13 protein-coding genes are annotated in these 13,827 nt (G+C 73.2%); 6 read left to right on the forward strand and 7 right to left on the reverse strand.

The window, feature by feature from the left end; all coding sequences use genetic code 11:
- Positions 1-19 precede the first annotated feature (19 nt).
- Together AB0J04_RS26680 and AB0J04_RS26685 are read right to left on the reverse strand one after the other, a co-directional pair.
- On the reverse strand, positions 20-862 hold the full coding sequence (locus tag AB0J04_RS26680; RefSeq protein WP_363171082.1) for a hypothetical protein: 843 nt from the start codon (positions 860-862) through the stop codon (positions 20-22).
- Entirely contained in the window at positions 862-1,419 is a 558-nt protein-coding gene (locus tag AB0J04_RS26685) for a SigE family RNA polymerase sigma factor (protein WP_363171083.1), read from the reverse strand. The genes AB0J04_RS26680 and AB0J04_RS26685 overlap by 1 nt, the downstream gene beginning before the upstream one ends.
- Before the next feature lie 261 nt (positions 1,420-1,680).
- Here AB0J04_RS26685 and AB0J04_RS26690 point away from each other — a divergent pair, with 261 nt between their 5' ends.
- From AB0J04_RS26690 to AB0J04_RS26700, 3 genes are all read left to right on the forward strand, one after another.
- Entirely contained in the window at positions 1,681-3,435 is a 1,755-nt protein-coding gene (locus tag AB0J04_RS26690) for an MFS transporter (RefSeq protein ID WP_363171084.1), read from the forward strand.
- 63 nt (positions 3,436-3,498) lie between these two features.
- The gene (locus tag AB0J04_RS26695; RefSeq protein WP_363171085.1) at positions 3,499-4,524 is read left to right on the forward strand and encodes a helix-turn-helix domain-containing protein; all 1,026 of its coding nucleotides are present in this window, start codon (positions 3,499-3,501) and stop codon (positions 4,522-4,524) included.
- A gap of 86 nt (positions 4,525-4,610) precedes the next feature.
- Complete coding sequence (locus AB0J04_RS26700) at positions 4,611-5,261, forward strand: class I SAM-dependent methyltransferase (protein ID WP_363171086.1); 651 nt, start codon at positions 4,611-4,613, stop codon at positions 5,259-5,261.
- A 12-nt stretch (positions 5,262-5,273) separates the two neighbouring features.
- Here the strand turns inward: AB0J04_RS26700 and AB0J04_RS26705 are convergent, their stop codons facing one another.
- Genes AB0J04_RS26705 through AB0J04_RS26715 form a run of 3 tightly spaced genes read right to left on the reverse strand, consistent with a single transcriptional unit; the run spans position 5,274 to position 8,789 of the window.
- Complete coding sequence (locus AB0J04_RS26705) at positions 5,274-6,749, reverse strand: hypothetical protein (RefSeq protein WP_363171087.1); 1,476 nt, start codon at positions 6,747-6,749, stop codon at positions 5,274-5,276.
- 58 nt (positions 6,750-6,807) lie between these two features.
- The gene (locus AB0J04_RS26710; RefSeq protein WP_363171114.1) at positions 6,808-7,440 is read right to left on the reverse strand and encodes a response regulator transcription factor; all 633 of its coding nucleotides are present in this window, start codon (positions 7,438-7,440) and stop codon (positions 6,808-6,810) included.
- A gap of 5 nt (positions 7,441-7,445) precedes the next feature.
- A complete protein-coding gene (locus tag AB0J04_RS26715; protein ID WP_363171088.1) occupies positions 7,446-8,789 on the reverse strand; it encodes a sensor histidine kinase in 1,344 nt (447 codons plus the stop codon).
- Between the two features lie 321 nt (positions 8,790-9,110).
- On the opposite strand from AB0J04_RS26715, the gene AB0J04_RS26720 reads away from it, so the two are divergent.
- The 3 genes from AB0J04_RS26720 to AB0J04_RS26730 all read left to right on the forward strand — a co-directional run bounded on the left by AB0J04_RS26720 (position 9,111) and on the right by AB0J04_RS26730 (position 12,102).
- The gene (locus AB0J04_RS26720; RefSeq protein WP_363171089.1) at positions 9,111-9,980 is read left to right on the forward strand and encodes a MaoC/PaaZ C-terminal domain-containing protein; all 870 of its coding nucleotides are present in this window, start codon (positions 9,111-9,113) and stop codon (positions 9,978-9,980) included.
- A gap of 77 nt (positions 9,981-10,057) precedes the next feature.
- Complete coding sequence (locus AB0J04_RS26725) at positions 10,058-11,134, forward strand: Zn-dependent alcohol dehydrogenase (RefSeq protein ID WP_363171090.1); 1,077 nt, start codon at positions 10,058-10,060, stop codon at positions 11,132-11,134.
- Positions 11,135-11,151: 17 nt separating this feature from the next.
- Entirely contained in the window at positions 11,152-12,102 is a 951-nt protein-coding gene (locus tag AB0J04_RS26730) for a 3-oxoacyl-ACP reductase (protein ID WP_363171091.1), read from the forward strand.
- Positions 12,103-12,218: 116 nt separating this feature from the next.
- On the opposite strand, the gene AB0J04_RS26735 is transcribed toward AB0J04_RS26730, so the two are convergent.
- Positions 12,219-12,377 (reverse strand): hypothetical protein, encoded by a 159-nt coding sequence (locus AB0J04_RS26735; RefSeq protein ID WP_363171092.1) that lies wholly within the window; start codon positions 12,375-12,377, stop codon positions 12,219-12,221.
- A gap of 96 nt (positions 12,378-12,473) precedes the next feature.
- A complete protein-coding gene (locus tag AB0J04_RS26740; protein WP_363171115.1) occupies positions 12,474-13,730 on the reverse strand; it encodes a hypothetical protein in 1,257 nt (418 codons plus the stop codon).
- Between the last annotated feature and the right edge of the window lie 97 nt (positions 13,731-13,827).

The following is a 13,827-nucleotide window of genomic DNA, read 5'->3' on the forward strand; positions in this document are numbered from 1 at the left end:
GCCACCCTAGCGGGCACCTCTAACGCGTCACCTCCGCCGACTCGTACTCGGTGCCCTGTGGGGCCAGACAGGCGAACCAGTCGTACGGGGAGCCGTCGGCCGTGTGCAGGGCCGGGGCGTCGCCGCCGTCGCCTTCGCCGCTGCCGACGGTGGTCGAGGGGGTTCTGCGGACCTCGGTCTTCGTGCCGTCCTTCCAGGTGCAGGTCACCTGCCGGGCAGTCCTGGCCACATGCCCGATCACCAGCCGGTCGGGCCCTTCGGCGGTCGGGTCGAGCGGGACCGCGAAGGCGTCGATGTCCGCGCCCGACATCGTGTCGCCCGCGGCGGTCAGACCGTGCAGGGTCAGGTGCTGCCAGGCGACGCCGTTCTCCTCGGTGCCGCGGTGCACGAAGTACGCGCTCTTGCCGACCAGGTCGGCAGGCGTGTTCGCGGCCGTCGGGGGCTCGCCGTACTCCTCCATCGACTTCATCATGTCCCGGGCGTCCCGGAGGTCGCCGGGCGCCGACCAGACGTCGAGCGTGACCTTCCACTCCTTGCCGCCGTCCGAGCCCGCCCAGAGGGTGATCCTGCTCGTCGGCCGGAACGACGACGTCTCGGTGACCGCCGGCTGCGTCGCCGCGGGCCTGCCTCGCTCCCCGCCGCCCCCCGGCAGACCGCCCGCCGCCAGCGCCCCCGTCGAGCCGGCGACCACCAGGGCCGTGGCCGTGGCGACCGCCCAGCGGCGGGCCCTGCGGCGGCGGCCGCCGCGGATGAGCGCCTGGGTGGGGGCTATGCCGATCTCCACCTCGCCCGCGGCCTCGGCCAGCAGGAGGGAGATGTCGTGCTGTGTCATGTCGTGGCTCGTCTCCCGGTCCGCGTTCATCACTTCCGCCCTCCGTACGTCACCGTGTCCGCCAGTTCCGGTATGGCGCGCAGTTTCGCGATCCCCTTGGCCGCGTTGCTCTTCACCGTGCCGACCGAACAGCCCATCGCCTCGGCCGTCTGCGTCTCGGTCAGGTCCTCCCAGTAGCGCAGCACCACCGCCTCCCGCTGCCGCGGCGGCAGCGCGGCCAGCGCCTTCAGCAGGGTGTGCCGGTCGTCGGCCCGGGCGATCAGGTCGCCGGTGTCGGCGACCTCGTGCGCCGGGCCCGAGCCGTCGTCCCTCGGCGCGAGGAACTCGCGGAGCTTCCTGCGGTACTTGCGGGCATGCGCGTTGATCATCACGCGCCGTACGTACGCCTCCGGCTCGTCGGCCGCGCCGACCCTGCGCCAGGCCACGTAGACCTGTTCCAGCGTCGACTGGACCAGGTCCTCCGCGGCGTGCTGCTCCCCCGTGAGGAGAAATGCCGTGCGCATCAGCCGTGGCCAGCGGCCGACGACGAAGGCCTGGAACTCCGTGTCCCTGCCGTCCCTGTCCTGCTTCCGATCCCGATCCCCCATGGGCACTGCACCTCCTAGATGTTCAAAGGAGGCCATGAGCGGCCCGGATCGTTGCCTCAGGACGGAGAGATTCTCCGCGGCAGCCACAGCGGCATCAGCAGCGCCCTCGCCGGACGTGGCCGGCCAGGGCGGGGGGAGGCGTCGCTTTCCCAAGAGAACCTAAAGAAATCGTTAGTACGCCGAAGCATCGGAATAGTTGCCCATGCATACAGGTTCAGGTCCCATGTAATCCCCGAACCACCGCCCCGGAGGCACCCCCTCATGACGCACACGACCGACCGGCCCACCCGCCAAGCGAGCGGAGCCGTCGTCCCGGTGCTCGCCTTCGCGGGCATCGTGGTCGCGGTGATGCAGACCCTGCTCGTTCCGGTCATCAAGGATCTGCCGCAGCTGCTGGGCACCGAGCCCAGCAACGCCACCTGGGTCCTGACCTCCACCCTTCTCTCGGGCGCCGTGGCCACCCCGATCATGGGCCGCCTCGGCGACCTGTACGGCAAGCGGCGGCTGCTGATCCTGAGCCTCGCGGTGATGGTCGTCGGCGCCCTCGTCAGCGCGCTCACCAGCGACCTGCTCACGATGATCGTCGGCCGTACCCTCCAGGGCTTCGCCATGGGTGCGATCCCGCTCGGCATCGGCCTGATGCGGGACATGCTGCCCCGCGAGAAGCTCGGCTCGGCGATGGCCCTGATGAGCTCCTCGATCGGCGTCGGCGGCGGCCTCGCCCTGCCCGCCGCGGCCCTGGTCGCCCAGCACGCCGACTGGCACGCCCTCTTCTACGGCGCCGCCGGCCTCGGCGTCCTCGCCATCGGCCTCACCCTCCTCGTCGTCCCCGAGTCCCCGGCCCGCGCCGAGGGCACCTTCGACGTGCTCGGCGCGATCGGCCTCTCCACCGGGCTCGTCCTCTTCCTCCTGCCGATCACCAAGGGCAGCGACTGGGGCTGGACCTCCGGCACCACGCTCGGCCTGTTCGCCGCCGCGGCCGTCGTCCTCCTCCTGTGGGGCGTGATGGAGCTGCGGCTGAAGGCCCCGCTGGTCGACCTGCGCACCACCGCCCGCCCCGCCGTCCTCTTCACCAACCTCGCCTCGATCATGGTCGGCGTCTCCTTCTACGTCGTCTCCCTGGTGCTCCCGCAGCTGCTCCAGCTGCCGGAGTCCACCGGCTACGGGCTCGGCCAGTCGATGGTCACCGCCGGTCTGCTCGTCGCGCCGCTCGGCCTGACGATGATGATCACCGCGCCCGTCTACGCCCGGCTGTCCGCGAAGTACGGCCCCAAGGTCACCCTGATCCTCGGCATGCTGATCATCGCGATCGGCTACGGCGCCGGACTCGGCCTGATGAGCGCCGCCTGGCAGAGCCTCGTCATCGCGGTCGTCCTGGGCGCCGGCATCGGCCTCGCCTACTCCTCCCTGCCCGCGCTGATCGTCGGCGCGGTCCCCGCCTCGGAGACCGGCGCGGCCAACGGGCTCAACACCCTGATGAGGTCCATCGGCACCTCGGTGTCCAGCGCCGTCATCGGCATGGTGCTGGCCAACACGGCGAACGACGTCGGCGGCGTCGCGGTCCCGACCATGCACGGCTTCCGCGTCTCCTTCCTGATCGCCACGGCCGCCGTCGCGATCGGCCTGGTCCTCGCGCTCTTCCTGCCCGGCCGGCCGCGCCCCTCGGCGGCCACGCAACTGCGCGCCAGCAGCGAGGAGGAGGCCGGCCCGGAGCGTGCCGAGGCGGCTCTGCGGGGCTTTTGCGGCCGGGTCCTGGACGCCGCCGGCGCCCCGGTCGCCCGCGCCAAGGTCACCCTGATCGACCGCCGCGGCCGGCAGGCCGGCGCCACCCTGTCGTCCCCGGACGGCAGCTACGCCCTCGCCGTCCCGGCCCAAGGCGCGTACGTCCTCGCCGCCAAGGCGACCGGCCACGGCCCGCTGGCGAGCGCCGCGACCCACGCGGGCGACGAGCGGGCGGTGGCCCTGGACCTCACCCTGCCGCTGCCCGAGGCGACCGAGACCGTCCCCGCCCGCTGAGGTCACAGGCACACCTATCCTTGGTCCCGGGGATCCGGGGCCTGGGATCGGAAGGCGGCGCGCATGCTCGGCACGGTGTTCAGCACCGACGACGTACCCGTGGAGGGCAGGCTCGACCTCTGGCGGGACCTGCTCGCGGCGACCCGCTCGCCCAGCGAGATCACCAGCGCGCACGCCGCCGACTTCTGGGCCGAGTACCACCTCATGGAGCTGGGGCCGGTCACCGTGTGGCCGACGTCGTACCAGCCGTCCCGGTTCCGCCGCAACCAGCGGCTGGTACGCCGCTCCGACCCCGAGCGCTACCACCTGACGCTGCTGCTCCAGGGCGGACTCGCGGTCGACCACGTCGGGCGGACCAACACCTTCGGCCCGCGCGACCTGCTCATGACCGACAGCTCACGCCCCTACGACGTCCTCCCCCACGACGTCCCCTCCCACGACGTCCGGGAGCGGCAGGTCGTCCGGGGCGTGGGCGTGGACTTCCCCAAGGCGCTGCTGTCCGTGCCGCCGCACCAGGTCCGGGAGCTGCTGTGCCGACGGCTGCCCGGGCAGGACGGCGTCGGCGCCCTGCTCACCGACTTCCTCGTCGGCGTGGACCGGCAGGCCCAGCACCTCGGGCCGGCCGACGCGCCCCGCCTGGGCAGGATCGTCCTCGACCTGGTGTCGGCCTGGCTCGCCCACCTCCTGGAGACGGAGGACGCCCTGGACCCGGAGACCCGCCACCGGGTCACCGTCGCAGGCATCCGGGCGTTCATCCGGCAGAACCTGCACGACCCGACGCTGACCCCGACCGTGATCGCGGCCGCCCACCACATCTCGCTCAGCTATCTGCACCGGATCTTCCAGCAGCAGACCCAGGGCGACACCGTCGCCGCCTGGATCCGCGACCAGCGGCTGGCGGGCGCCCGCCGCGACCTGGCCGACCCCGCGCTGCGCGCCACCTCCATCCACACCGTCGCCGCCCGCTGGGGGATGCCCCGCGCCTCCGAGTTCACCCGCGCCTTCCGCGGCGCGCACGGCGTCGCGCCCAGCGAGTACCGGCTCCGGGCGGCGGCCGAGCGGGAGCAGGGGAGCGAGCAGAAGGAATAGCCGCCACCCCTCGGTCGCCGCCCCGCGGGGCGTACGGCAGCATGGGCCGCCGACACCGTCGTACGACCACCGGAAGGCAGGCCACCATGCCCGCGGCACCCGCGCCCGAGATCCTCGCCGCGTTCGAGGCGGCGAAGGGCTTCATGCCCGTGGACGAGGGGCTCGCGCTGTACGCGGCCGCCGTCGACGCCGGTGCGCTCGGACTGCCGCTGCTGGAGGTCGGCACCTACTGCGGGCGATCGACGATCCTGCTCGCCGACGCGGCCCGCGCCGCCGGGGTCACCGCGCTCACGCTCGACCACCACCGGGGCAGCGAGGAGCAGCAGCCGGGCTGGGAGTACCACGACCCGGAGACCGTCGACCCCGAGATCGGCCTGATGGACACGCTGCCCACCTTCCGCCGGACCCTGCGCCGGGCGGGCCTGGAGGAGCACGTCGTCGCCCTGGTAGGACGCTCGCCGCAGATCGCCGCGTTCTGGAACTCGCCCCTCGGCCTCGTCTTCGTCGACGGCGGCCACACCGACGAGCACGCCGGATCCGACTACGAGGGCTGGGCGCCGCAGGTCGCCGAGGGCGGCCTCCTCGTCATCCACGACGTGTTCCCCGACCCGGTCGACGAGTTCACCGGCCAGGCCCCCTACCGCGTCTACCTGCGCGCCCTTGCCTCCGGGGCCTTCACCGAGGTCTCGGACACCGGCTCGCTGCGGGTCCTGCGGCGTACGGGCAAGGGGATCTGAACCGAGGCCGGCTCAGGCCGCCCCGCGCCGACGGCGGTACAGGACCCCGGCGACGACGACCACCACGGCGCCGACGGCCACGGCCGTCCACACGGCGGGATGCCGGGACGGCAGGTAGAACGGCGCCGGCAACGCCTCCAGCGGGATGACGGCGACGTCGTTGGCGGGGGTGCGGTCGAACGGGTTGTACGTGCGGATGCTGCCCTGCGCGCCCGGGACCTGCCGGTCGATGCGGATGTGGAAGTCGATGGCGGTCGTCCCGCCCTCGTGTCGCACGTCGAAGAACGAGTCGGAGCCGATCTCGCAGACGAACGCCCCGCCGGGCTTCTTCGGCCGGTCACACGCCCACTTCCCGCCGTCCTCCTCGAACTCGTACGGGATCGAGGTGACCGTGGTGCCCTCCGGCGGGATCACCTCGAAGCGGCCCATCTCCTCGGCGCCCCGGATCCGGCCGGGGCCGAGGTCCGCCAGCCCGAGCCGCACCTTCACCGTGTTCCCGACCCGGCCCCGCACGGCCGCGGCGACCGGACGGTAGTCGGTCTGCACGGTGGTGGTGATCCCGACCCGGCCATGGCTGTCGCCGAAGGCCTGGCTCGCGGTCGGGACCAGGGTGAGCGGGCCGCCCGTGCCGCGCACGGTGTGGTCGGCGGGCTTCTGCGGCGCCGACGACCAGGTGTAGACCACCTCGGCGGTCAGCTGCCCGGGCGGGGTGAGCGTGTAGACCAGCGGCGCGCTCGTGCGGTAGGCGGCGCCGGCCGCGGCCTTGGTGGGGAACGTGCACCACGCCGAGGTGGGCGCGGGGCCCGCGTAGAAGCAGTTGCTGTGCCGGGCCGTCAGCGTCACCCCGTCCGACACGTCGACCTGGAGCGCCACGCCCTTCGTGGCGGGGAACCGGGTGTTGTTGGCGAGCCTCGGGGTGAGGTTCGTGGGTGTGCCCGGCGCCAGCCCGCTCACGCCCTTCTCCCGCCCGGGCGCGGACAGCGTCGGACCGCCGACGGTCATCCGGGTCGTGCCGGTGATCGGGGCCGCGTTGTCGGCGGTCGCCGTGTAGGTCACCGTCCCGGCGGCGCCCGGCCGGACGCCGTCCACGCCGAGGAGGGTGAGGGGCCGGTAGCTCTCGCCGTCGCCGTTCTGCAGGTCGCCGTACACGCAGGTGTAGATCGGGCCCTCGGACGTACACGCCCGGTTCTCCCCGAGCCGCGCGACGCCGGTCAGCCCCGACGCGTCCACGACGACCCGGACATTGCGCGCCGGCCCGCCCTTGCTCGCCCCGACGAAGACCGGCACGACGAAGTCGTCGTCGCGGGCCTCGGCCCCCTCGTCGGCGTTGTACATGACGTAGGTCGCCGCGGTCTCGAAGCGCAGCACGACCTGTCCGGAGTCGTCGGCCGCGGCGGGCGCCGAGGACATGGCGAGGACGGCGGCGGCGAGACCCGACAACAGGGCGGCCATGTGCCGGACCACACGCTTCCGTATCGGTGACAGCATGCGGGCACTATGCCAGCGCCGATCCGGACCCTTACGGCTGCCCCTCCACAACCGGCCCTCACAGCCAGCCCTGCTGACGGGCCTCCCGCATGGCCTCCATGCGGTTGCGGGTGCCTGTCTTGCCGATCGCGGAGGAGAGGTAGTTGCGGACCGTGGCCTCCGCGAGGTGCAGCGCGGCGGCGATGTCGGCGACCGTCGCGCCGTCCGCCGACGCCTTCAGCGCGTCGCGCTCGCGGGCGGTGAGCGGGTTCGGGCCGGCGCTCAGCGCGGCGGCGGCAAGGGCCGGGTCCACGACCGTCTCGCCGGTCAGCACCCGGCGGATGGCCGCCGCCAGTTCCTCCACCGGGCCGTCCTTGACCAGGAAGCCCGCTGCCCCGGCCTCCATGGCCCGGCGCAGATAGCCGGGTCGGCCGAACGTGGTGAGGATCAGCACCCGGCAGTCGGGCGCCTGCTCACGCAGCTCGGCGGCGGCTTCCAGACCGCTCATGCCGGGGAGCTCGATGTCGAGGAGCGCGACGTCCGGGCGGTGGAGGAGGGCCGCGTCCACGATCGCGTCCCCCCTGCCCACCTGCGCGACCACCTCCAGGTCGGCCTCCAGCCCCAGCAGCAGGGCCAGCGCCCCGCGCATCATTCCCTGGTCCTCGGCGAGCAGCACCCTGATGGATTTGGCGGGACGGTGGTCGCGGGGCATCTCGGTCACGGGGCAAGGCTATGCGCGGTGGCCGCGTACGGCGCTGTGTCCGCTCTGCCGCCGGGCTTGCCGCTGCCGTTGCTGTGGCCGCCGTCGCTGCTGTCGTCCGCGGTCATCGGCAGTTCCGCCGTGACCGTGAAGCCGCCCTGCGGTCCCGGGCCCGCCGTGAGGGAGCCGCCCGCCGTCGCGAGGCGCTCGCGCAGCCCGGTCAGACCGGTGCCGCCGCCTGGCGTGCAGCAGTCGCCGGTGGCGGTGGCGGTGGCGGTGGCGGTGGCGGTGGCGGAGGAGGTACCTGTGCCGTTGTCCGTCACGGTCAGCCGGACCTGTTCCGGTGTGCCCGACACGGTGATCCGGCACCGGGTCGCCCCGCTGTGCCGGACGACGTTGGTGACCGCCTCGCGCACCACCCAGCCCAGCAGGGCCGCCGTCTGCGGCTGCGGCGGCGGACCCGACCGGCTCACCGACGGTTCCACGCCCGCCGCCGTCAGGGCGGAGCGGGCCCGGTCCAGCTCGGTGGCCAGGCTGCCCTCGCGGTAGCCGGTGACCGCCTCCCGGATCTCGGTCAGCGCCTGCCGGCCCACTGCCTCGATGTCCGTGACCTGGGAGAGCGCCGCGTCCATGTCGCGCGGCGCCAGCCGTCTGGCCGCCTCCGACTTCACCACGATCACCGAGAGGGTGTGGCCGAGCAGATCGTGCAGATCGCGGGAGAAGCGCAGCCGCTCCTTCTCCACCGCCCGCCGGGCCAGTTCCTCACGGGCGGCGCGCAGTTCGCGCACGGCCTCGGAGAGGGACAGGATCGCGGCCGTCACCATCGTCGAGATCCAGGTGGCGTAGGCGATGGTCAGGCCGCCCCAGCCGTCGTGGACGCAGGAGACCGCGCCCGCCAGGACGGCGACGGCGGTGCCCAGGGTGCGCAGCTGCGGGCCGCGCAGGACCGCGCCCGTCGCAAGGCCGAACAGCGGGAGGAAGAGGAGCCAGTTGCCGCCGTAGCCGAGGGCGAGTCCGTAGGTCACCAGGCCCATCAGCACCAGGGCCACCCGCGTGGAGGTCGCCTCGCGGGCCACCTTCACGAAGGAGCGGAAGGCGACGTAGACGTAGAGGGAGTTGAACGTCAGCAGGCCGAGGCCGCCGATCCACGGGTTCGGGGTGTCCCCCTGGAAGAGGTTGGAGCACGCGCCCATTCCCATCAGCAGCCACGGCAGCAGGGAGAAGCCGTTGGCCGGCGGGCCGGGGTCCTCGACCTGGGCGGCCTCGGGGACCTGCCCGTCCTTGCACCGTTCCCGCTGGGCCGTCCAGCGCCGCCGCTGCTCCCGCGCGGCGGTCCACCGGTACCTCACCGCAGTCCACATGGTCGTGTCCCTTCCCCCGATCCCGCTCCGGGCGCTCTGCCCGTCTTCGACGCTACGTTCCCGGGCGCGCGACCGGCAGGTCGGGATGTAACCGGTCGGGCAGTACATATGTCACGGCCGCCCACGGCGGCGTCCGACAGCGGGGTCTGACACTCCGTCAGGAGCCTTCACAACTGTGGAGCGCTCGGCTATACAGGGGACGCCGGACTGGAACGCGTTCTAGATCGGCCACCGTGACGACCTCGGTGCGGCCGATCGGTGCGGACGGCCGTGCCGAGGTCTTGCCGCCGTCTCTGAACGATCCGAGCGATCAGGAGTTCCATGCCCATCGACGCAGCCAAGGCGCTCGCCGCAGAGCCCCGGACCGGCGAGATCACCTGGGACCGCAGGGACGTCCAGCTGTACCACCTCGGCATCGGCGCGGGCGTTCCGGCCACCGACCCCGACGAACTGCGCTACACGCTGGAGTCCCGGCTGCACGTCCTGCCGAGCTTCGCCACCGTCGCCGGTTCCGGCTCGCCCGGTGTGATCAGCGGACTGGCCATGCCCGGCGTCGACGTCGACCTCGCCCGCGTCCTGCACGGCGGCCAGCGGCTGGAGATCCACCGCCCCATCCCGGTGGCCGGCCGGGCGAGCGCCACCGGGCGCATCGCCGCCGTGTACGACAAGGGCAAGGCCGCCGTCCTCGTCATGCGCACCGAGGTCGCCGACGAGGACGGGCCGCTGTGGACCAACGACGCCCAGATCTTCGTCCGGGGCGAAGGCGGCTGGGGCGGCGACCGGGGCCCGTCCGCCCGGCTCGAACCGCCCGCCGGCGAGCCCGACAAGGTGGTCGAGCGGGCCGTCCGCGAGGACCAGGCGCTGCTGTACCGCCTCTCCGGCGACTACAACCCGCTGCACGCCGACCCGCAGTTCGCGAAGCTCGCCGGGTTCGACCGGCCCATCCTGCACGGCCTGTGCACCTACGGCATCACGCTCAAGGCGGTCGTCGACACCCTGCTCGACGGCGATGTGACCCGGGTGCGCTCGTACACCACCCGCTTCGCCGGGGTCGTCTTCCCCGGCGAGACCCTGCGCATCCGCATGTGGCGCAGCGCGGGCGCGGGTGAGGGCGAGGTGCGGGTGGCCGTGAGCGCGGCCGACCGGGACGACGCGCCCGTCCTCGCCGACACCGTCGTCGAACACTCCTGAAGCCCGGATCACCTGACGGACCGACGACCTGACGGACCGATGACCTGATGACCTGATGACCTGAGGGGAGCCGCACCATGCGCGCAGCCGTACTGCACGAGATCGGCCAGGACAAGCTGGAGGTCCTCGACGACGTCGAGGCGGTGGGCTTCGGCCCGGGGCGGGTCAGGATCCGGGTGCGGGCCACCGGGCTGTGCCACTCGGACCTCTCCGCGATGGGCGGGGTGCTGCCGCAGCCCGCGCCGTTCGTGCCCGGCCACGAGGGCGCGGGCGAGATCATGGAGGTCGGCGAGGGCGTCACCGACGTCAAGCCCGGTGACCGGGTCGTGGTCTGCTGGCTGCCCGCCTGCGGCGCCTGTCCGGCCTGCAAGCGGGGCCAGACCGAGCTGTGCCTGGCCGGGTTCATGAACGCCGGCACGCCCAACTTCCGCCGCCCGGGCGGCGATCTGTTCGGCATGGCGGGCACCGGCACCTTCGCCGAGGAGGTCGTGGTGGACGCCCGCTGCGCCGTCCCGATCCCCGACGACGTGCCCTTCGACATCGCCGCGCTCATCGGCTGCGGGGTGACCACCGGTCTGGGCGCCGCGCTCAACACCGCGGACGTGGAGGCCGGTTCGTCCGTCGCCGTCATCGGCTGCGGCGGGGTCGGCATATCCGCGATCCAGGGCGTGCGGCTCAAGGGCGCCGCCGAGATCGTCGCCGTCGACCCGGTCGCCTCCCGACGGGAGGCCGCCCTCAAGTTCGGTGCCACGAAGGCGGTTTCACCGGAGGAGCTGGGCGAGGCGAAGCAACTCGTCACCGGGGGCGAGGGGTTCGACTACGTCTTCGAGGTCGTCGGCCGCTCCGCCACCGCCCGCACCGCCTACGAGACCACCCGGCGCGGCGGCACCCTGGTCGTCGTCGGCGCGGGCGCCCTCGACGACTTCCTCCAACTCAGCATGTTCGAGCTGTTCTTCGACGAGAAGCGCATCCTGCCCTCGATGTACGGCGGCGGGGACGTGCTGCGCTCCTACGAGCGGACCATCGCGCTGTGGCGGGCCGGCCGGATCGACCTCACCGACCTGATCACGCACCGGGTCCCGCTCGCCGAGATCAACGAGGCGCTGGACCAGATGCGCACCGGGGCCGCGCTGCGGACCTGCATCGAGATCTGAGGGGTGGGGACTTGCGGATGACACTGCCACTGCCGTTGGAGGGGCTGTCGGCGATCGTCACCGGCGCCGGACGCGGGCTCGGCCGGGCGGAGGCGCTGGAGCTGGCCCGGCTGGGCGCGGCCGTCGTCGTCAACGACTACGGACAGCCTGGGCGGGACGGCTCCGGCGAGGCGTCGGCCGGACCGGCGGAGCAGGTCGCGGCGGAGATCCGGGCCGCCGGCGGCACCGCGCTCGTCCACACCGGGGACGTCTCCGACTTCCGACAGGCCCGTGAGCTGGTCGAGTCGGCCGTCGACACGTTCGGCAAGCTGGACGTCGTCGTCAACAACGCGGGCATCCTGCGCGACCGGATGGTCTTCTCCCTCGCCGAGGGCGAGTGGGACGCGGTGATCCGGGTCCACCTCAAGGGGCACTTCAACACCACCCGGTTCGCCGCCGCGCACTGGCGGGAGCGGTCCAAGGCGGCGGGCGCACCGGTGTACGGGCGGATCGTGAACACCTCCTCGGAGGCGTTCCTCGCCGGATCGGCCGGACAGCCCAACTACGCGGCGGCGAAAGGCGGAATCGTCGGGCTGACGACCTCCTCCGCGCTGGCCCTCGCCAAGTACGGCGTCACCGTCAACGCGATCTGCCCGCGCGCCCGCACCCGGATGACGGAAGACGTCTTCGCCGGGTTCGAGCAGCCCGCCGAGGGGCTCGACCCGCTCGCGCCCGAGCATGTCGCCCCGCTGGTCGGCTACTTGGCCTCGCCGGCCGCCGCCCGGATCAACGGACAGCTGCTCGTCGTGCACGGCGGCATGGTGGCCGTCGTCGAACGGCCGCGTGTGCAGGCGAAGTTCGACAGCAAGGAGGACGTGTTCAGCCATGCAGAGCTGGACGCCGTCCTCGGCGCGCACTTCGCGGAGCGGCCGACGGGGGAGACGTTCGCGGCGGCGGAGGTGCTGGGCCTGCGGAGGGGGCAGGGATAGCGGCAAGGGGGGATGCGAAGGGGCTCCGGTCGTCCATGGACGACCGGAGCCCCTTCGGTCCTTCGGTGTATCTGCGTTACGTCAGGCAGCCACTGAATGCTGTCCTACGCCTTGTCCTACGCCTTGTCCTCGGTCTTGCTCTCGGCCGGCTTGCGGTGCCGGCCGTGGGGGGCCGAGTCGCCGTCGTGGGACGAGACCGGGCCCCGGTGCCGGCCGTGACCGGCCGCCTCGTGGGAGTCGGCGGACAGCGGCTGCATCGTGCTTGCGTCGCTCATCGGAAGTGTTCACCCCGTCAACATGATCTTTTTTACAGCCGGGCGATTTTATCCAGCACACCGAGGGGCGAATCCAGGCGGCCACGCCAACCGCAGCTAGTTCGTTACAAGTCTGCCGAGCGGGGCCTGTTGGAGCGGGACCGGGCGGAGGGCGGTGGGCGCCTGATCCGCCGGTCCGGAGGGCTCCGAAGGATACGAGGGATACGAGGGATACGAGGGGTCCGACGGTTCTTCGGGGGGCGGGGCCGCGATCGGCGCCCTCAGCGGTGCCACCGCGCACGGTTCCGCCGCCGAGGCGTACGGCAGCCGCAGCACGCCCTCCGCCGTCCACAGCCCGCTGCCCGTCAACCACCCCTCCGGGGCGGCGAACTGGTGCAGCCGGCGCTCCGCCGGACGCCATACGCCGACCCAGGCGCCGAAGGGGCCGTCGATCCGGAGCGCGACCGCGCAGGTCTCCGGCACGAGCAGCCGGCCCGGCTGGATCGCGAACGGGGTGACGGTGAGGTCGGGCAGTCGCAGGGACTCCGGGAAGCGGACCGGCAGCGTGCTGCCGAGCACCCCCCAGCCCAGCCGGGACTCGCCCGGCGAGGGGGCGTCCGAGCCGATGAGCAGCAGGCCGCTGTCGGGGTCGGCGAGCAGCAGACGGTCGTCGCTGTCGGCGGCGATCTGCAGGAGGGGCGACACCTCGCCGCCGCGCTCCAGGTCCACGACGACGGCCTTGGTCCGGCCGCCGATCTCCCGGTCCAGCGCGAGCATGCGGCCCGTACGGTCCAGCCAGACGCCCCCGGAGCAGCGGCCGGGGATCTCGGCGACGTGCTCCGGGCCGAAGCTGCCGCCCGCGACCAGCCACACGGTCGTCGTGCAGCGGCCGACGGCGAGGGCGTACGCGCGTTCGCCGCACGGGGCCGGGGGGAGCAGGCGCAGCCGGGTGCCCTCGTCCGGGCACTCGACGCCGCCCAGCGGCAGCTCGCCCGTGCCGGGGCCGGTCGGATACAGCAGCGAGAAGTGGTGCCGGCCGTCGGTCGGCCGCCGGATCAGGACCCGGCCGTCGGCCATCGGCTGCACCTCCGTGCCGGGCTCCTCCGGCTGGTTGCCGGGCAGCGGCACGGCGTACGGCTCGGGGCCGTCCAGGGTCCAGCGCTCCGGGAACCAGGAGTCGCCGTCCCGGGCCAGGCGCGCGGCGTAGGCGCCGTTCGCCGTGATCACGCAGCCCGCGACCGCGACGTCCGCGGTCGGCGGCGGGTGCTCGGCGAAGCGCTCGCCCGCGCCCTCGCCCGCGCCCTCGCCTTCGTCGGCGCCTTCATCGGGCTCCCCGCCGTCCGTCGCGGTGGGCTCGATCACACAGGCCGGCATCGTCATCGGTCCGTCACCTCCGGCGACGAAGCTAGTTTTCGTACGCGCGGACGTGGGACCGACGGGCGGGCTTCTTCCCTCATAAGAGTGGCGCAGA

The organism is Streptomyces sp. NPDC050263 (assembly GCF_040655955.1).
Lineage (GTDB): Bacteria > Actinomycetota > Actinomycetes > Streptomycetales > Streptomycetaceae > Streptomyces.